Origin of the sequence: Gilvimarinus algae, from assembly GCF_030518215.1 — a bacterium.
Taxonomy (GTDB): Bacteria; Pseudomonadota; Gammaproteobacteria; order Pseudomonadales; family Cellvibrionaceae; genus Gilvimarinus; species Gilvimarinus algae.
In genome coordinates this window covers 262470-280355 of sequence record NZ_JAULRT010000032.1, presented here as the reverse complement: position 1 = coordinate 280355, position 17886 = coordinate 262470, and the positions used below count along the sequence as shown (strand labels likewise).

Sequence of the window (17886 nt, the reverse complement as noted above, 5' to 3'; positions counted from 1 at the left end):
TTCCTGTTACTGCAGCCGCGGGCTGGCGGCCATGTCTTCAAAGCTCACCTCGCCCTGCTCACGCACCTCAATGGCCGGCGAGAAGCGCCCGGTATCGATCCGGGCCTTGAATTCGTATTCTACCGGACGCCAATCCGGCCGCTCGGCCAGGGCGCGCCCAAGCCTGAGCATCTGCAGCACGTCCGCCGTTAGCACCAGCTCCAAGGGCGTTTCGCTGTAGGCGGCAAACACCGGCAAGCCGGAGCGAACGCCCGTGAGTAGATCGAAACCGTCCAAGGCTATGCTATAGGACATGCCATCGGCGGACAAATCCACACTACCGGGGTTGAGAACCCTCAGCGTCACCCCAAGCCTTGGCGCAAATTCGCCGTCGAGCGGCGGCAGCAGGCGCAGACCGGTAACCGTCACCTCAGGTTTGCTGAAACCCGGCTGCAGACTGGCGCAACCAAGCACAGACAGCAGCACCAGCGACAATAATCCGGCGAATAACCTTGACAGCATTGGGCGACCTCCCGAGTCGTCAAACTCTCAGACATTTCAGTAGTGTCACCACGCCGGTTGCGACGGCACACCGGCTTTTTGTGACGGGGTTCACACTGGCAAGCCTTGTCCCTGTGCTGTAATCGACACCATCGTTTTGCCGCCCTTGCGGCCGGCCAGAGAATATGTATGCCTGACCACCGTTTGTACAACCAGGAACTGCTTGGCAGCAGGGAAATTCGCTTTAATAATCGACAGGAATCGATCTATCCAAACCTCATGCGCTTCTGCCTGGACTTCAAGTTCAAGGTACTGCAGCTTCTGCTGAGCCCTGAGTCCGAGCTCTCTCCGCCCGCCAAGGTGGTGGTCATGACCCGCGCCGATTACACCGGCGACCCTGACAGCGCCATTACCCCCGCGTTTACCGAGCTGGAACAGCTTGAGCGCTATGTGTGTGACAATCAGGTGGATATTCTGCACGATTATTTGTTTGGCGTTGAGGACGTTTCCGGACAAGCGGGCTAACCCAACTCAGATTCAAATTCGGCGAGCAGATCCAGGGGCTCCCACTCCTCGCCTTCAAGCTCTTTGTTCCAGTTAACCCCCACCAGAATTACATCGTCGTGCATGCCCGGCAGCCAGTCTTCGAGCAGCTCCTCCAGGGCGATGGGCAGCGGCTGATAATCCGACCACTCCTCGACACAGTGCACCGCGGCCAGCTCGCGGGATGACCAAAGCGGCATCACATCGGTATCGTCGTGCTTCTCCGAGTCGCACAGGGCCCAGCCCTCTGGCCCCTCAAGCCCCCAGACACAGCCAGTGTCTATCCCCTCGACGATAAAGCGATCAACATTTTCTTCAAAGTCATCGGTTAAGGGTTCCATGATGGACCTCTCATAGCGGCGGTAAAATCAACAGGTGCCCGTGCTCCCTCAGCCACTGCCGGTTGTGGCGATAGCCGGGACAGAGCTTCTCGACCTGATCCCAAAAAGCTGGGCCGTGATGGCGATGCACGAGGTGGCTCACCTCGTGGGCTACAAGATAATCCACCACAGACTCCGGGGCCAGCACTATTTGCCAGTTGTACTGAATGTCGCCCTGGGCTGTGCAATGCCCCCACTTTGAGCGCGTCGCACGGACCCGCACAGTGCGGCAGTGGCGCCCCAGCTGTCGGCAGAGGGCGTATGTTTTGTTTTCAAGCAATTCGAGCGCCTGCGCGCGATACCAGCCGGTCAAACCGGCCAGCACCTGCTCTGGCTGAGGTTTGCGACTGCGACAGGACAACTGAATCTGGAGGGTCTGGCCGACCCGCTGACAGGCGGCTGAGGCGCCCAGAGAAACCGCCAACACCAGTGTATCGCCGAGAAAGGGAAAGCGCTCACCGCCTCGATACTCATAGCGCGGACGGCTCTGGATCCGTAGCTGCTGCTGCCGCACTTTCGCATCAATCCAACTGGCCTTTTCCCGCACCAACCGCTGCAGCTGTGCCTGCGAAAAGCCTTTAGGGGCACGCACAATCACCCGTGTCTCGCGCACCTCTATGCCGATGGTGCGCCGCTTCGCCGAGAAGCGGAACTCCGGATGCCAACTAGCCAAACTGTTTGTCCGCGACAAAGGGGTTATCGGCCCGCTCGCTCGCAAAGTCCGACATGGGACCGTGCCCAGGCACAAAGCGAATGTCGTCCCCCAGGGGCCAGAGCTTACCGACAATAGATCGCACCAGCACGGCGTGATCACCCAGGGGAAAATCGGAGCGCCCTACCGAGCCTTTAAACAGAACATCGCCGACAAAGGCCAGGCGCGAGGCTCGGTCCACCAATACCACATGCCCGGGCGTATGGCCGGGGCAATGCAGCACGTCCAACTGGCAATCGCCGACGCTGATTTGATCGCCATCGGCAAGCCAGCGATCCGGGCGCACCGCCTCAGTCGGTGCAAAACCCATCATCTGAGCCTGTTGATCTAACCGGTCAAGCCAGAAGCTGTCGTCCCGGTGCGGCCCAATGATCGGCACTGACAACGACTGTGCCATAGCCGTGGCCGCGCCCACATGATCCATATGCCCGTGCGTGAGCAGAATTTTGCCAACTCGCACGCCCACTTCAGCGATGGCCTCGAGGAGCTTATCCGGCTCGCCCCCAGGGTCCACCAGGGCCGCCTCGCGGGTTGTGCCACACCAGATTAGGCTGCAGTTTTGCTGATAGTGAGTCACCGGAATCATTCGAAAGGCAAGCACAAATCCTCCACCAAAAGAGCGAAAGCGGCATTTTACCAGCCCGGCACCCGCAGAGCTTGCTTCTCTGGTAGCATAAGCCTCCCACAGGTTTTAAAGTGAGCCCCATGAAAGACGCCCTGTTCATTGCCAGCCAGTATTTGATGCCACAACACACTCTCTCACGCCTGGCAGGGAAACTGGCCAACTGTGAAAACCAAACGGTCAAAAGCCGCTTTATTCAATGGTTTGCCAAGCGCTACGGCGTCGATATGAGCGAGGCCGAGCGCGAGGCGTTAGACAGCTACGCCCACTTTAACGATTTTTTCACCCGCGCCCTCAAGCCGGGTGCGCGGCCGATCGATGCGGCCCCTGGCTCCATTGTGTGCCCGGCCGATGGCAGCATTAGCCAAATTGGCGACATTGCCGATGGCCGTATCTTTCAAGCAAAGGGCCAGATGTACTCAGCGCTCGAGCTGCTTGGCGGTGATGAAGCCCTGGCACGGGAGTTTGACGAAGGCAGCTTTGCCACCGTTTATCTCTCGCCCAAGGACTACCACAGAGTCCATATGCCGCTGGGCGGACAGCTTCGCCAAATGACGGTGGTTCCGGGAGAGTTGTTCTCGGTCAATGAAGTGACGGCGCAGAAAGTCCCACGCCTGTTTGCCCGCAATGAGCGTGTAGTAACCGTATTTGATACCGAGGCAGGCCCCATGGCTGTGGTGTTAGTGGGCGCAGTGATAGTTGCCGGCATTGAGACCGTTTGGAGCGGCGAGGTAGCGCCGCTGCGCCGGCGCATTGCCACCACCCGGTACGGGGCCGAAGCAAACCCGCAGATTAAGCTCGCCAAAGGCGCTGAAATGGGACGCTTTAAACTCGGCTCGACTGCGATAGTGCTGTTTGCCAAGGATCAGGTTAACTGGCGCGAGTCGTTCGAAGCCGGCACCGCAACCCGCATGGGCGAGGCACTGGGTGACATTGCGGGAAGCAACAGCTAGTTGGTTAGCCGATCGAGCAACCCCAAAAGCCCTTTGCGCTCGCTGGCCAGCAGATAGCTGTCGCGAACCTGAATAATATCGACGTCGTAGCTACCGGGCTCGAGATCGCGGGCGATTTCTATTTTCTGCACTTCATCGAGCCGCTTCTTGCCCGAATCCACCAATGCCTGCTTGCGCTTGTCGTCCTCGGCCAGATCCAGCAGGCGGGGGCTTTTGAGCTTTTCTTTAAGCGCATCAATGACGACCAGAACTTTCGGCTTGAGGCGGCGCTCAAAATTCTGCTCCACCACAACCGCCACTTCCCCCGTACTTAGCTCCACGAGGGTGCCAGTGGGGTAGAGACCAATCGCGCGAATGAATTCGACCACAAGATCTTCCTGGAACTGGGTGTTGCGAAGCTCATACAAGCGCGCCACCGCCCGTGAGGGGGCAATCGGCACGGTCGCGCTACGCGGTGTTATCACGGTATCGTAAAAGGTCACGATGCCGGCGATCTTGCCCAGCAATGGAATTTTGTCGCCCACTAGGTGCTGCGGAAAGCCGCTGCCATTCAGCCGTTCGCAGTGGGTGCGTACCACACTGATGACCCGCGGCTCCACACCCTCGGTATCGCGCAGCAGCTGCACCCCGAGTTCAACAAAAGTTTCGTATTCTTCCTGCTCGGCCGCAGTGCGCTCGGTCTTGACCAACAGCGCTTTGGGCAGCCGCGTCTTGCCCACGTCTTTCAAAAGCACGCCTAAAGCCAGCACATCGAGGTCGCGCTTGGCGAGCCCAATATGTCGCCCAAACAAAATGGCCCAGACAGCTGCTCGCAGAGCGTGACTGTAGGTGTATTCATCCGCTTCCTGCACCCTCGACAGCCAGGTAAAAGCATCGGGGTTGCGCACCACACTGTCGACCATATCACTGGCCAACTTGCGAGTTTCGGAAATAGGGATATCGTAAAAGCGTTCGGCATCCAGCTGGCCCAATACCTGTCCGACAGCGTCGTACACTTTCTGATGCAGCAGGCGCGCCTTTTTCACCTCTTTGGCCAGGGGCTTGACCTCGGTGTAGCGGTCGCGTTGCACCTTAATGGGTTTGACGGGAACCGTAACGGGCGTGCGGTCATACTGTCTTGGGGCTGTGGACTTTTCGGCGGTGCCGCCCATACCCGGGGTCATCGCCTTAAGGTTGGCGGCAACCGGTGCGCGTCCTTTGACCACATCGATGTAGACATGCTGACAGAGGCTTTTGAGCTTCTTGATTTCATCCACATCGCGGATGTAAAAGCCCTGCAGCGGAAAAGGAGTCTGTGTCCAGGGGCGATCCAGCCCGGAGACAAACATTCCGATGGTCAGTTCATTGACATTAAGCTTGACTTGCTTGATGCCCACGGCAATTCCTCTGGTTGTGGAAACGCCCCGTTCCGACCGGGCAAAGCGGCAGGAGCAACAGGGCGCCTTCTGCAAGGCTCTGGCAGTTTAATCAATAATCAATTGCCGTGCCAGAGCAGGCCTGTCAGCCGTGGTAAGGAATTGATAATTCGTGAACCGCTCGAATAAAAGCACCGGCGTGCTCCGGATCCACCTCGGGGGTGATGCCGTGGCCGAGATTAAACACATGCCCTGCGCCTTTGCCGTAGGAGGCCAGGATACTGCTCACCTCCTGACGAATTCGTTCGGGCTGGGCATAGAGCAGGCTCGGGTCCATGTTCCCCTGAAGGGCCACTTGGTTGCCGACACGATCACGGGCGGCGCCGATATCGGTGGTCCAGTCCAGACCCAGTGCATCAGCTCCGGTATTGGCCATGGCTTCCAGCCACTGACCGCCACCTTTGGTGAACAGAATCACCGGCACACGGCGCCCTTCATGTTCGCGGATCAGGCCCTCGACGATCTGCGCCAGATACTTGAGCGAGAACTCTTGGTAGGCGGCATGAGACAAGGCGCCGCCCCAGGTATCAAAAATTTGCACGGCCTGGGCACCAGCGCGGATTTGGGCATTGAGATAACGAGTCACCGATTGCGCCAAAGTGTCGAGCAGTTGATGCATCCGCTCGGGCGTGTTGTACAGCATTTGCTTGGCGTGGCGAAAATCGCGGCTGGAGCCGCCTTCAATCATATAGGTGGCCAGGGTCCAGGGGCTGCCGGAAAAACCTATCAGCGGCACCCGACCGCCGAGCTCGCGGCGAATCAATGAGACGGCATCGAGAACATAGGGTAAATCTTTGGCGGGATCAATGACCTTGAGGGCCTGGACGTCAGCTTCGCTGCGGACCGTCTTTTTAAACTTGGGCCCCTCGCCGGTTTCAAAGTAAAGGCCCAGCCCCATAGCGTCCGGGATGGTCAGAATATCGGAAAACAGGATCGCTGCATCCAACGGGTAGCGCTCCAGTGGCTGCAGCGTAACTTCACAGGCGCGCTCAGGGTTGCCGCACAGCCCCATAAAGTTGCCCGCTTTTTCGCGGGTGGCCCGGTATTCGGGCAAATAGCGCCCGGCCTGACGCATCATCCAGACAGGGGTGACATCCACGGGCTCGCGCATTAGGGCCCGCAAAAAGCGATCGTTTTTTAATTCGGTCATAGTATTGGTCTGTCGGTCGTGCGTTGGTGTCCAGAAAAAAGCCGGTCTTGCGACCGGCTTATCATTAGACTTCGAGGTAATCGAGGATACCTTCTGCGGCCTGGCGCCCCTCCCAGATGGCGGTAACCACCAGATCCGAGCCACGCACCATATCACCACCGGCAAACACTTTAGGGTTGCTGGTCTGGAACTTAAACTCCTGCTCCTCCGGCGCGATAACACCGCCCCAATCATTGGTGCCCACCTGATGATTGGCGAGCCACTCGGGCGGGTTAGGGCGAAAGCCGAAGGCGATCAATACCACATCAGCCGGCAAGATTTCTTCACTACCAGCCACAGGCTCAGGACGGCGGCGGCCATTTTCATCGGGCTCACCCAATTGCGTGGTGACCACCTTAACCCCTTCGACTTTGTCTTCGCCAACAATCGCGACCGGCTGGCGATTAAAGAGAAACTCGACGCCCTCTTCGCGAGCGTTGGCCACTTCGCGCTTGGAGCCAGGCATGTTCTCTTCATCGCGGCGGTAGGCGCAGGTAACACTCTCTGCCCCCTGACGAATTGAAGTACGATTACAGTCCATGGCCGTATCGCCACCGCCGAGCACAACCACACGTTTGCCCTTGACGCTGATGAACTCTTCCGGACTTTTTTCAAAGCCCAAGTTGCGATTTACGTTCGAGACCAAAAACGGCAGAGCATCGAATACGCCAGGAAGGTCTTCACCCGGGAAGCCACCTTTCATGTAGGTGTAAGTCCCCATGCCCATAAAGACGGCATCATAAGAGGACATCAACTCATCCATGGAAATGTCTTTTCCTACCTCAGTACTCAACCGGAACTCAATACCCATTTCCGTGAAAATTTCACGGCGGCGGCTCATCACAGATTTTTCCAGCTTAAACTCGGGAATACCAAAGGTCAGCAGGCCACCGATTTCGGGGTAGCGATCAAACACCACGGGCTTTACGCCACTGCGCACCAGCACATCGGCGCAGCCCAGGCCCGCCGGGCCGGCACCAATAATGGCGACTTTCTTATCGGTCCACTGAACCTTGGACATATCCGGGCGCCAGCCCATGGCAAATGCGGTATCGGTGATGTACTTCTCGGCGTTACCGATGGTAACCGCACCAAAACCGTCGTTCAGTGTACAGGCTCCCTCACACAAACGATCCTGCGGGCAGACGCGCCCACACACCTCGGGCAGGGTGTTGGTCTGGTGGCTTAACTCCGCCGCCTCGAAGATATTGCCCTCGGAAATCAGCTTCAGCCAATTGGGAATAAAGTTGTGTACCGGGCACTTCCACTCACAATAGGGGTTGCCGCACTCCAGGCAGCGATGTGCCTGGCCGGCCACTTCCTCTTTGCTGTAGGGCTCGTAAATTTCTACGAACTGCTCTTTGCGCGTCTGGATGTCCTTCTTGTTCGGGTCCTGACGCCCTACATCAATAAACTGGAAGTTGTTGTGTAAACGATCGGCCATAATCAATGCCTCTAAACTGTTAAACCCAAGGGGTTATTCGCCGCGAGTTTTAAAGCTTTCCAGCAGACTTTTAAAGCTGGCTGCCTTGGGTTTGACTAACCAGAACTTGCCCACGTAATCATCAAAGTGTGCCAACAGGTGTTCACCCCAGGCACTTTCTGTTTCGCGAACAAACTCTTCGACAATGCCCCGCAAATGATTGCGATGCGCTTCGAGCGATTCAGTGTCGACCCGGTGAATCTCCACCAGCTCGTGATTGTAGCGATCCACAAAGCGGTTGCTCTCATCGAGCACATAGGCGAAGCCGCCGGTCATACCCGCACCGAAGTTCACGCCGGTATCACCCAGCACCGTCACCACACCGCCAGTCATGTATTCACAGCAATGGTCACCGGCGCCTTCGACAACCACATGGGCGCCCGAGTTGCGCACACCACAGCGCTCACCCGCGGTACCGGCCGCAAACAGCTTACCTCCGGTCGCACCGTAGAGGCAGGTGTTGCCCATGATACTGGTGCGGTTAGAATCAAAGCTTGACCCCTTGGGCGGGCGGATGACAATTTTCCCGCCGGCCATGCCTTTGCCCACGTAGTCATTGGCATCTCCTTCAAGGTACATATCCAGGCCGCCGGCGTTCCAAACACCAAAGCTCTGCCCGGCAATACCGGTAAGATTCAGGCGGATAGGCTTATCGGCCATGCCCTGGTTACCATGACGCTTGGCGATCTCACCACTGATGCGCGCCCCAATTGAGCGATCGCAGTTGGTGATATGAAAACGGAACTCGCCGCCGGACTTGACCTCAATAGCTGGCAGCACTTCGCGCACCATGGCCTCAGCAAGCTCACCTTTATCAAAGGGCTCGTTGCGCTTAACGGCACACAGCTGTGGCTTGGTCGCGAGGAAGGCATCGGTGTGCACCACCGGGCTCAAGTCTAGCTGCTTCTGCTTGGTGGTTACACCTTCGGCCAGCTCCAGCAAGTCAACACGCCCCACCAGCTCGGCCAGCGAGCGCACGCCAAGATCGGCCATCAGCAAGCGGGCTTCCTCCGCGACAAAGCGGAAGAAATTCTTCGCCATTTCTACGGTGCCGATGTAGTGATCGCGGCGCAGCTTGTCGTTTTGCGTGGCAACGCCAGTCGCACAGTTGTTCAGGTGACAAATACGAAGATATTTGCAGCCCAAGGCCACCATGGGCGCGGTGCCGAAACCAAAACTTTCAGCGCCGAGCATGGCCGCTTTAATAACATCCAGGCCAGTCTTGAGGCCACCATCAGTTTGCACGCGCACTTTGTCACGAAGATCGTTGGCTCGCAGCGTCTGATGTGTCTCCGACAGACCCAGTTCCCAAGGAGAGCCAGCATAGCGGATGGAGGTCAGCGGGCTCGCAGCCGTACCGCCGTCGTAGCCGGAGATGGTGATCAAATCGGCGTAAGCCTTGGCCACACCGGCGGCGATGGTACCGACACCGGGCCTGGATACCAGCTTGACCGACACCAGCGCATCCGGGTTGACCTGCTTAAGGTCGTAAATCAGTTGCGCCAGATCCTCAATAGAATAAATGTCGTGGTGCGGCGGCGGAGAAATCAAGGTGACACCCGGCACCGAGTAACGCAAGCGCGCGATCAACTCATTGACTTTGCCGCCGGGCAACTGACCACCCTCACCGGGCTTTGCCCCTTGCGCCACTTTAATTTGCAGGACTTCGGCATTCACCAAGTAGTGCGGCGTAACCCCGAAACGCCCTGAGGCAATCTGCTTGATTTTGGAAACTTTGTTGGTGCCGTAGCGCACCGGGTCTTCACCGCCTTCACCACTGTTGGAACGCCCGCCTAGGCTGTTCATGGCTTCGGCCAGGGCCTCGTGAGCCTCGGGAGATAGAGCCCCCAAAGACATACCTGCAGAGTCAAAGCGCTGAATCACACTTTCGACGGGCTCGACTTCTTCAAGTGGAACAGGCTTGCCCGCACCGCCGCGCACTTTAATCAGGTCGCGCAGGGTTGCCACCGGGCGGGTGTTCACCAAGTCTGAATATTTTTGCCAGAGCTTCCAGTCGCCCGTTTGCACCGCGTTTTGCAATGCCTGAACCACATCTGGGTTAAAAGCATGGTATTCCTGTCCGTGCACGTATTTGAGCAGGCCGCCCTGAACAATGGGCTTTCGATCCAGCCAGGCGGTTTTGGCCAAAGCTCTTTGATCAGCCTCAAGGTCTTCAAAGCGGGCACCTTTAATACGCGAGGTAGTACCGGCAAAACACATATCCACCACTTCTTCAGCAAGACCCACAGCCTCGAACAGCTGAGCACCGCGGTAGGAGGTGATGGTGGAAATACCCATTTTTGATAGAATTTTCAGCAGGCCTTTATCGAGGCCCTTGCGGTAATTTTTGTAGGCGTGATCCACATCTGTGAGCAGCTCGCCCTTGTTGAGCAAATCGTTCATGACGTAGTAGCTCAGATAGGGGTAGACCGCCGTGGCACCGTAACCGATCAAGGCCGCCACTTGGTGCGAGTCGCGCGCCGTGCCCGTTTCGACAACAATGTTGGCATCGCAGCGCAGGCCGCGATTTGTCAGGTAATGGTGCACGGCACCTGTGGCCAACAGGGCATGAATGGGCAAAAGCCCTCTTTTCAAGCCCATATCACTCAGAATAACCAGAACCACGCCGGATTTAACCGCCTCGGCAACCTGCTCGCGCAAATCGAGAATGGCCTGTTGCAATCCGGTTTTTTCGGGGTCGTAGGACAAAGAGAACGTCTGCGCACGATAATCGTCGCGCCCGAGGTTTTTCAAAGCCCGGAATTTGGCCGGCGACAAAACCGGCGAAGTCAGGATGACCCGGTTGGCGTGCTCTTCGGTTTCTTCATAAACGGAAAGCTCGCGACCAATGCAGGTTTCCAGAGACATCACAATGGCTTCACGCAGCGGATCAATAGGTGGATTGGTTACCTGAGCAAACTGCTGCCGGAAAAAGTCGTACAAAGAACGCTGCTTGCCAGAGAGCACCGCCATAGGGGTATCATCACCCATAGAGCCAACGGCTTCCTGGCCACCTTCAGCCAGCGGGCGCAGCACCTGATCACGCTCTTCAAAGGTGACCTGGTACTGTTTCATGTAGGCTTTCATGTCTTCTGGCGACAGCCCGTTCTCAGCGACGTCCGACTCCAGGGTGGACTCAATGCGCACGGCATTGTCTTTCAGCCACTGCTTGTAGGGCTTGCCCTGCTTCAGCATCTGGTCAATGTCTTCAGTGTGAAACAGCTGTCCTGTCTCGGTATCGACCGACAGTATCTGGCCGGGACCGAGCCGCCCCTTGGCGACAACATCTTCAGGCTTGTAACCGTAAACGCCCACTTCAGAGGCGACGGTGATCAAGTCATCCTTGGTAATTACCCAACGAGACGGGCGCAGGCCGTTGCGATCGAGCGTGCAGACCGCGTAGCGACCATCGGTGATCACGAGGCCTGCCGGGCCATCCCAAGGCTCCACGTGCATGGAGTTATACTCGTAAAAGGCGCGCAGATCGGAATCCATGTGCTCGACATTTTGCCAAGCCGGTGGCACCAGCATGCGCACGGCGCGGTGCAGCTCCATACCACCGATAAGCAGCACTTCCAGCATATTATCCAGGCTGGATGAATCAGAGCCGGTCCGGTTGACCAGCGGCGCCACCTCGGCGATATCCGGCAACAAGGGCGTTGAGAATTTGGCGGTGCGCGCTACTGACCAATTGCGATTTCCCATTACGGTGTTAATTTCACCGTTGTGCGCCAGCATGCGGAAAGGCTGTGCCAAAGGCCACTGCGGCATGGTGTTGGTGGAAAAGCGCTGGTGAAACACGCAAATCGCAGTTTCAAGCCTCTCATCCGCCAAATCGGCGAAAAACTTGGGCAAGTCCACCGGCATCATCAGGCCTTTATAGGAGAGGACGCTGGTGCTAAGACTGGCGATATAAAAAGAAGGATCATCTTTCAGAGCCAGCTCAGCGCGACGACGAGCCATCATCAGCTTGGCACTGACCTCAGCGTTAGACAGCGCCGAGTCGGCATTGACGAATACGTGATTGAACAGCGGCAAGGACTCGAGAGCAATCGGCCCCAGGCAACTGGAATCCACCGGCACCTCGCGCCAGCCTGCGACGCTTAGGCCCTCATCGGTGAGCGAGCGCTCCAGCACACTGCGGGCCTGGTCGGCTTTTTCGACGCTACGGCTCAACATCACGGCGCCAACGCCATAGATGTCTCCCAGCGGCTGGCAGCCTGCTTCGGCTGCAACGGCACGCAAGAAGCTGTCAGGTTTTTGCAGCAACAGACCGCAACCGTCACCCGTTTTGCCGTCCGCAGCAATACCACCGCGGTGCGTCATACACGTCAATGATTCGATAGCGGTCTCGAGCAGACGGTGGCTGGTCTTGCCTTTCAAATGGGCAATAAGACCGAAGCCACAGTTGTCTTTAAACTCGTCCAACCTGTACAGACCAGTGGTCATACGCAGTCTCTCAATTAGTACCTGATTCACTCTCGCACCGGCAAGCCAGTCGTGCCCGCTCGGTGCGCCAGACAAAAAAGCCCCTGAACAAGAGGGGCTATACAAATGGGCGCAGAATATTACCCGCTGGAGCCTCTTTAGGCAAGCGGAAGCGGGCTCAGCAGGCCGGCACAAACCGGCGGATTATTCGATGTGCGACAGGGTGATTAGACTTATAATCAGGGTATTGCCTAGTGGTTATAATTGCAACAACCACCCACTTATGTGGCGCATTTATATTAAGAAACTACAGTAACACCCTACAACAAGAGCCTGAAATTAAAAGAAATTGTAAAAATGTGCCACTATTCCTCATTTTCAGCCGTCTAGGCCTTTATCCCGCTTGAAAATTACGCTAATTTAGGCAGCAGGAGCGGTGTTTTGGGCTCATCAGGCCCCGGAGCACAATATTTGTCTAGGGCGCGTCACGATCGGAAAGCTACTTTAACCGGCCGCCCCTTTAAGGCAATAACAAAGACAATTCCGATAAATCAGGACTTAGACATGCGGATAACAACACTCGGGTCTCAAGCTTCAAAATGCGCGGCTCTCATTGCCCTTTGTACTGGTCTTGTCGCCTGTGGCGGCGGTAGCAGTGGTAGCGCCCTGGACAACCTAAACGGGGGCGGCGGAGGCAATGGCAATGGCAGCAGCAGTAGCGCCGGAAACGAGCTCGCCCAAATCGGCAGAGGCTCTGGAGATAATTTCGTGCCCGGAGAAATAGGCAAGGGTATTGGCGACAACACTCTTTCTGCCGGCGGAAATACGCTGCTGAGCGTCAATGTAGTCAATAATGGCAGCCTCATCACCGACAGCGTGGCTGTTACTTTCAGCTCTCCATGCATCGCCGCGGGGGAAGCGTTACTTTCGCCTCAAACGGGTGGAACTTGTGAAGATGGCTGTCCTACCGATGTCGTCCAGACCTCAAATGGCCAAGCCACGATCCGCTATACCGCTAACGGCTGTATCGGGTCAGACACAATAAAGGCGACTACAACCTACGGCGGCTCTGTAATAAGCGCAGAGACAACCATTGATGTTGCAGCCGATACGGTTACCAGCCTACGCTTCATAGACGCCAGCCCAAGCCTCATTACCCTCAAAGGCTCTGGCGGCATCGAAACCTCCACCCTGCGCTTCAGGGTGCTGGGTAGCACAGGCGCTCCCGTCAAAGATGTTGACGTCAACTTTGCGTTAAGCCGCACCAGCGGAGGTCTTCAACTGGTTAGTAGCAGCGGCACTTCCGGCGTTGATGGCTACGTTTATACCACCGTGCAAGCCGGAACGGTTCCCGGGCCAGTGCAGGTTATTGCAACAACAGACGGCGGAATTACCACGCAATCGATAGGCCTCGTTTTATCCAGCGGCTTACCGGACCAAAACAGCTTTAGCATTGCTGCCAGCGACGTAGCCCCGCCCAGCTGGAATACAGATGGCGTGGAATCCACCATCACGGTTCGCGCAGCAGATGCATTTAACAATCCGGCACCAATTGGCACTCCCATTTATTTTACCGCAAGCGGTGCAGCGATTGACGGAGACTGCCTCATCACGCCCGACGACGACAATCCTGAACGCAGCAGTGGGTCGTGTAGCGTGAACTGGACCAGTCAAGAGCCTCGCCAGTATTCAGACGTGAACTTTAGCATCAACGAAAGCTCTCTAACTTTAGAATGCCCCCCAGGGGTGGCAGAGTGTCGGGACGGCCGGCTGAAGATAATCGCCACAACATTAGGCAACGAGTCTTTTATTGATACCAACGGCAACGGCCTATTCGACCTAAATGAAGACGTTTTCTATACCGCGGACAGCACGGAGGGCAATGCTGCTGCCAGGGCAATCAACTGCCTGGCCAGCCAGCCAGTATCAGGCTCAGCCTCGCACCAAACTTCTGGCGGCATCTCAAACGCCTTCGGGTGCGACGACCTTGGCTCGCCCTATCTCGATAGAAATTTTAATGGTGCTTACGACTCTAACGAAGAAATAGCCACGATAGATGGAGAAACTGAGACTCAGTACTCAAGTGGTAACGGTCTTTACAACGGCGTTTTATGTAGACCAGCGGATGCAGATGCTGGTTTGTGTAGCCGAGATCCAGTCCTCGTGCGAGCAGACATGACCCTCGTGATGTCCTGTAGCAGACCTCTTCGCACTTCTGATGGCCGCCTACCAGGCCAGCCCACAACACCGGTAGTGCTGGGGCCCAATCAGGTGAAGTCTGTGCGGATGCTATTGGCAGACTGCAACGGCAACGGCATTCCCGCCGGCTCAGAAACTACCGCTTACGACGAGGTCGCCAATAATGCTGATGTTGTGGTTTCCCCCGACGGCGTCTGGCCCTCATCTCAGGAGTACGGGTATGTGACCCTCTTTATTACTGCTGGCGAGGAGCCGCCTAGCGGTGCGGCAGGCATAGACGTCACCATTGGCGGGAATACCTGGACATTCCTGATTCCAATTGAAGCTCAAGGATTCCCTACGGAATAACAAGAGCTATCCTAAAAAACAAAAAGCCCGGCTTATAGCCGGGCTTTTTTAAGGGTATGCACTAATTAATTCCTGCACTTCCGATACTGTTCTAGGCCAAGCGCCAGCTTTAGCCTGCGATTGAGGTAAGGACCCGAGTCTATTTCTCGCCTCAGCTAAGGACTGGTAGCGACCAGCAAGAACAATAAACCATTGCTTCCCCTGCCGCTTACTTCGAACAAGCTTTAAGAGGCTTGCATTACTTTGTGCGAGAATAAAGCGATCAGCCGACTCATAGCTGGCAACGCCTAAAACTTGTATCGTGTATTCATCAGGCGGCCAAGACATCACTTCAAGCTCGTCTTCGGTCCAAACTGAAGCCTTGGGCCGAACCGCGGCGGCTTGCGCTTCGAGCTCAACCTCAGGAACCACATCTTGCGTGTGAATCCCCAAGCTGCTAGAGGCAAACGAAGACGCCTCCCCACTTCCAACATCTGAATGGGCAGGGCTCGTTACCGCCAAACTAGAACTCGCAGGCGCTTGAGAAGAGGATGCCAAAATCTCTACAGAGACTGAGGACTCGTGAGAGGGCTCCTTAGGCTGCACAGATAAATCGCCGCCCTCCTGGACGCCGGCATTCTCTCCGGAATATAAACAGGTGACGCCCAAGGTCGCCAACAGAGCTGAAATCGCTATAATGTGAATAACGGGCAATCCGTGGCTGTTTACTTTAAGTGGCAAACTCCTCTCGGGGCTCTCAACATACTTAGCCTGAAGCCATTTCTCTGCATTTTCTAAAAATTTTTGAATACTGCCATCACTCGCTCGCCATAATTGCTCCGCTTCGGCATCCCCCAAAATTCCTTGTCCAGAGTAACCAACACCGCGGAGTCGACAATGTAGAGCTTCAATAATATCCTCCAGGGCTGGCTCAGGGAGTTCAAATACTTCAGCGGAGGAAAAAAGAGACGCCGGGCATAAGTCATTTAAATTGGCTTCAGAAAACAGAATCAGTCCAATATTCCCCCTACAAGCAAGAGAGGCCAAGAAATAAATACTCTCACAACTCAAGAAATTCGCGTCATCAACCAAAACAACGACCGTTTCAGATGATGACAATTTAAGCGACTCCTCGACTTGCAAACTCAACCCATCTGTATTTTGACTAGGCAACGCGGGCAACGCCAAATGGTCATGAAAGGAAGACAGCACACCTAAAAAGGTACCGTCGGCCCTAGCGCTATACAGTAGTGGGGAATTCGAATCCGCGAGTCGGCGGTAGAGATAAAGGGCGAGCTCAGACTTACCCGTTCCACGCCCACCATAAATCACAACAAAATGAGCAGAGAACTCAACTGTATGCTGAATACGATGTGCGAATTCCTCTAACCCGGACCAAAGAGAATTGCTTTTAGCCTTAAAGGGGTCAGAAGATAATCCTAAACTGTCTATATAGTTGGAAATACTCACACCCACTCCGGCGAGGACTACCCGGACCGAAAGGCGTCCAGAGTTTGATTAAGGAGATGAGGATCAACATCGGAAGTCACAAAGGCCTCGCCAAGAGACCGCAACAACACCAGACGAAGCTGCCCATTCAGTACTTTTTTGTCCACAGCCATTAGAGAAATAAAGCTTTCGTTCGTCATTCCGGCTGGTGACTCATGTGGTAATCTAGCCTTTTCCACAAGAAATTTAGTGCGCTCTAACAGACTATGTGGAACCAACCCCATTCGGCACGACAAGTCCACAGCCATCAACATCCCTACGCCTACCGCCTCGCCGTGCAGCCAATTCCCGTAGCCTTGGGCTGTTTCAATAGCATGGCCGAATGTGTGACCGAGATTGAGTATGGCCCTCACACCCCCCTCGCGCTCATCTTGGGCAACGACACGAGACTTGTCTGCACAGGAGCGTTCGACGCAGTACGCCAGGGCCGCCACATCTCCAGCCATCACCCGCTCCATATTGGATTCAAGCCACTCGAAGAACTCCCTATCGCAAATCAGCCCGTACTTGATGACCTCAGCAACACCCGCGGATAGCTCGCGACTAGGAAGAGTTGATAAAACGCCGATATCCGCAATCACCGCCCTAGGTTGATAAAATGCGCCAATCATATTTTTACCGAGCGCATGATTTACGCCCGTTTTGCCACCGACGGAGGAATCCACCATTGATAACAGTGTTGTCGGCAACTGAATAAAGTGAACACCTCGCTGATAACTCGCCGCAGCGAATCCGGTCATATCGCCAACTACCCCGCCACCAAGCGCTACCAGAGTACAGCTTCGATTAAACCGAGCGTTGAGCAGACCATCAAAGATCAAGTTCAGTGTTTCGAGGTTTTTATAGGCCTCCCCATCAGGCAAAATAATGGATATTACTTCAAGTTCCGCCGCCTGCAGGCTGCGAACACAACTATCCAAATACAGGGGTTGAACCGTCTCATTGGTAACAACACAGACTTGCTTACCTGGCACAAATCCGGCCAGCAATTCAGGACGCCGAATAAGGTTTGCACCAATATGAATGGGGTAACTTCTGTCCCCCAGATCGACATTCACGGTTTTCATGGTAAGAATCAATTCGCCAAATTGACTACTTTACCACAGCTTATATAGGACGAGCGAAAGGGTCGGCACTAAAGGTGAGAAAGTATTTCCTGGATAGCCGCTTTAGGGCCATGGCGGTCTGTGTTCACGACTATGTCGGCGACTGAGCGGTACAGAGGCTCTCTTTCGGCGAGAATCTCTACGATTTTATCGCGAGGCTTATCGACCTGAAGCAGCGGGCGCTTCCGGTCACGAGCCGTTCTTTCCACAAGCTGATCCACGGAAGCTTGCAGATAGCAAACAACACCAAAATCTGTCATTAGCTCGCGGTTACGCGGCTGAGTGACAATGCCGCCACCTGTGGCAATAATGGCCGGCGCCTCCCGGCAAACATCTTCCAGGACTTGAGTTTCACGCAGGCGAAAGCCCGACTCACCCTCCATGTCAAAAATCCAGGGAATGTCTGCGCCAGTGCGCTCCTCAATAATACGGTCAGTGTCGCGGAACGCCAAACCCAGCTCGCCGGCCAACAGTCGGCCGATGGTAGACTTGCCGACCCCCATAGGGCCGACAAGAAACACGTGTTTGTCAATCATCTGT

Annotated in this window: 14 protein-coding genes; 3 read left to right on the top strand and 11 right to left on the bottom strand. The window is 55.7% G+C overall.

The features are described 5' to 3' along the window. Positions 1–6 precede the first annotated feature (6 nt). Positions 7–501 carry an LEA/WHy family protein gene (locus QWI16_RS02620; protein ID WP_302711174.1) on the bottom strand — a complete coding sequence of 165 codons (495 nt, stop codon included), beginning with the start codon at positions 499–501 and terminating at the stop codon, positions 7–9. 168 nt (positions 502–669) lie between these two features. Between QWI16_RS02620 and QWI16_RS02615 the strand changes: the two genes are divergently transcribed. Continuing rightward, positions 670–1005 carry a hypothetical protein gene (locus tag QWI16_RS02615; protein ID WP_302711173.1) on the top strand — a complete coding sequence of 112 codons (336 nt, stop codon included), beginning with the start codon at positions 670–672 and terminating at the stop codon, positions 1003–1005. Here the strand turns inward: QWI16_RS02615 and QWI16_RS02610 are convergent. The 3 genes from QWI16_RS02610 to QWI16_RS02600 are packed head-to-tail and all read right to left on the bottom strand — an operon-like array spanning position 1002 to position 2716. Beyond that, positions 1002–1364 carry a DUF2750 domain-containing protein gene (locus QWI16_RS02610; protein ID WP_302711172.1) on the bottom strand — a complete coding sequence of 121 codons (363 nt, stop codon included), beginning with the start codon at positions 1362–1364 and terminating at the stop codon, positions 1002–1004. The genes QWI16_RS02615 and QWI16_RS02610 overlap by 4 nt on opposite strands. 10 nt (positions 1365–1374) lie before the next feature. Next, complete coding sequence (locus QWI16_RS02605) at positions 1375–2076, bottom strand: M48 family metallopeptidase (RefSeq protein WP_302711171.1); 702 nt, start codon at positions 2074–2076, stop codon at positions 1375–1377. After that, entirely contained in the window at positions 2069–2716 is a 648-nt protein-coding gene (locus QWI16_RS02600; RefSeq protein ID WP_302711170.1) for an MBL fold metallo-hydrolase, read from the bottom strand. Before QWI16_RS02600 ends, QWI16_RS02605 begins: the two co-directional genes overlap by 8 nt. A gap of 104 nt (positions 2717–2820) precedes the next feature. Between QWI16_RS02600 and asd the strand changes: the two genes are divergently transcribed. After that, a complete protein-coding gene (gene asd / locus QWI16_RS02595; RefSeq protein ID WP_302711169.1) occupies positions 2821–3690 on the top strand; it encodes an archaetidylserine decarboxylase in 870 nt (289 codons plus the stop codon). Here the strand turns inward: asd and QWI16_RS02590 are convergent. The 4 genes from QWI16_RS02590 to gltB form a co-directional block, all read right to left on the bottom strand. Beyond that, positions 3687–5066, bottom strand: coding sequence for a cyclic di-GMP phosphodiesterase (locus QWI16_RS02590; protein ID WP_302711168.1), 1380 nt, complete (start codon positions 5064–5066; stop codon positions 3687–3689). The genes asd and QWI16_RS02590 overlap by 4 nt on opposite strands. Before the next feature lie 124 nt (positions 5067–5190). Continuing rightward, positions 5191–6255, bottom strand: coding sequence for a uroporphyrinogen decarboxylase (gene hemE / locus QWI16_RS02585; protein ID WP_302711167.1), 1065 nt, complete (start codon positions 6253–6255; stop codon positions 5191–5193). 64 nt (positions 6256–6319) lie between these two features. Then, a complete protein-coding gene (locus QWI16_RS02580) occupies positions 6320–7738 on the bottom strand; it encodes a glutamate synthase small subunit GltD family protein (protein ID WP_302711166.1) in 1419 nt (472 codons plus the stop codon). 33 nt (positions 7739–7771) lie between these two features. Next, positions 7772–12226, bottom strand: a complete 4455-nt coding sequence (gene gltB, locus QWI16_RS02575) for a glutamate synthase large subunit (RefSeq protein WP_302711165.1) — start codon at positions 12224–12226, stop codon at positions 7772–7774. A 543-nt stretch (positions 12227–12769) separates the two neighbouring features. Here gltB and QWI16_RS02570 point away from each other — a divergent pair. Then, entirely contained in the window at positions 12770–14752 is a 1983-nt protein-coding gene (locus tag QWI16_RS02570) for a hypothetical protein (RefSeq protein WP_302711164.1), read from the top strand. Between the two features lie 48 nt (positions 14753–14800). Here QWI16_RS02570 and QWI16_RS02565 read toward each other — a convergent pair whose 3' ends face one another. From QWI16_RS02565 to aroK, 3 genes are all read right to left on the bottom strand, one after another. Further along, a complete protein-coding gene (locus tag QWI16_RS02565) occupies positions 14801–16201 on the bottom strand; it encodes an AAA family ATPase (protein WP_302711163.1) in 1401 nt (466 codons plus the stop codon). A gap of 17 nt (positions 16202–16218) precedes the next feature. Then, on the bottom strand, positions 16219–17307 hold the full coding sequence (gene aroB / locus QWI16_RS02560) for a 3-dehydroquinate synthase (RefSeq protein WP_302711162.1): 1089 nt from the start codon (positions 17305–17307) through the stop codon (positions 16219–16221). Positions 17308–17375: 68 nt separating this feature from the next. Next, positions 17376–17882 carry a shikimate kinase AroK gene (gene aroK, locus QWI16_RS02555; protein ID WP_302711161.1) on the bottom strand — a complete coding sequence of 169 codons (507 nt, stop codon included), beginning with the start codon at positions 17880–17882 and terminating at the stop codon, positions 17376–17378. Positions 17883–17886 lie beyond the last annotated feature (4 nt).

What these genes read in the sequence shown, in the direction of transcription:
- QWI16_RS02620 (WP_302711174.1), bottom strand. Translation starts at nt 501, where the DNA reads ATGCTGTCAAGGTTATTCGCCGGATTATTGTCGCTGGTGCTGCTGTCT.
- QWI16_RS02615 (WP_302711173.1), top strand. Translation starts at nt 670, where the DNA reads ATGCCTGACCACCGTTTGTACAACCAGGAACTGCTTGGCAGCAGGGAA.
- QWI16_RS02610 (WP_302711172.1), bottom strand. Translation starts at nt 1,364, where the DNA reads ATGGAACCCTTAACCGATGACTTTGAAGAAAATGTTGATCGCTTTATC.
- asd (WP_302711169.1), top strand. Translation starts at nt 2,821, where the DNA reads ATGAAAGACGCCCTGTTCATTGCCAGCCAGTATTTGATGCCACAACAC.
- hemE (WP_302711167.1), bottom strand. Translation starts at nt 6,255, where the DNA reads ATGACCGAATTAAAAAACGATCGCTTTTTGCGGGCCCTAATGCGCGAG.
- QWI16_RS02580 (WP_302711166.1), bottom strand. Translation starts at nt 7,738, where the DNA reads ATGGCCGATCGTTTACACAACAACTTCCAGTTTATTGATGTAGGGCGT.
- gltB (WP_302711165.1), bottom strand. Translation starts at nt 12,226, where the DNA reads ATGACCACTGGTCTGTACAGGTTGGACGAGTTTAAAGACAACTGTGGC.
- QWI16_RS02570 (WP_302711164.1), top strand. Translation starts at nt 12,770, where the DNA reads ATGCGGATAACAACACTCGGGTCTCAAGCTTCAAAATGCGCGGCTCTC.
- aroB (WP_302711162.1), bottom strand. Translation starts at nt 17,307, where the DNA reads ATGAAAACCGTGAATGTCGATCTGGGGGACAGAAGTTACCCCATTCAT.
- aroK (WP_302711161.1), bottom strand. Translation starts at nt 17,882, where the DNA reads ATGATTGACAAACACGTGTTTCTTGTCGGCCCTATGGGGGTCGGCAAG.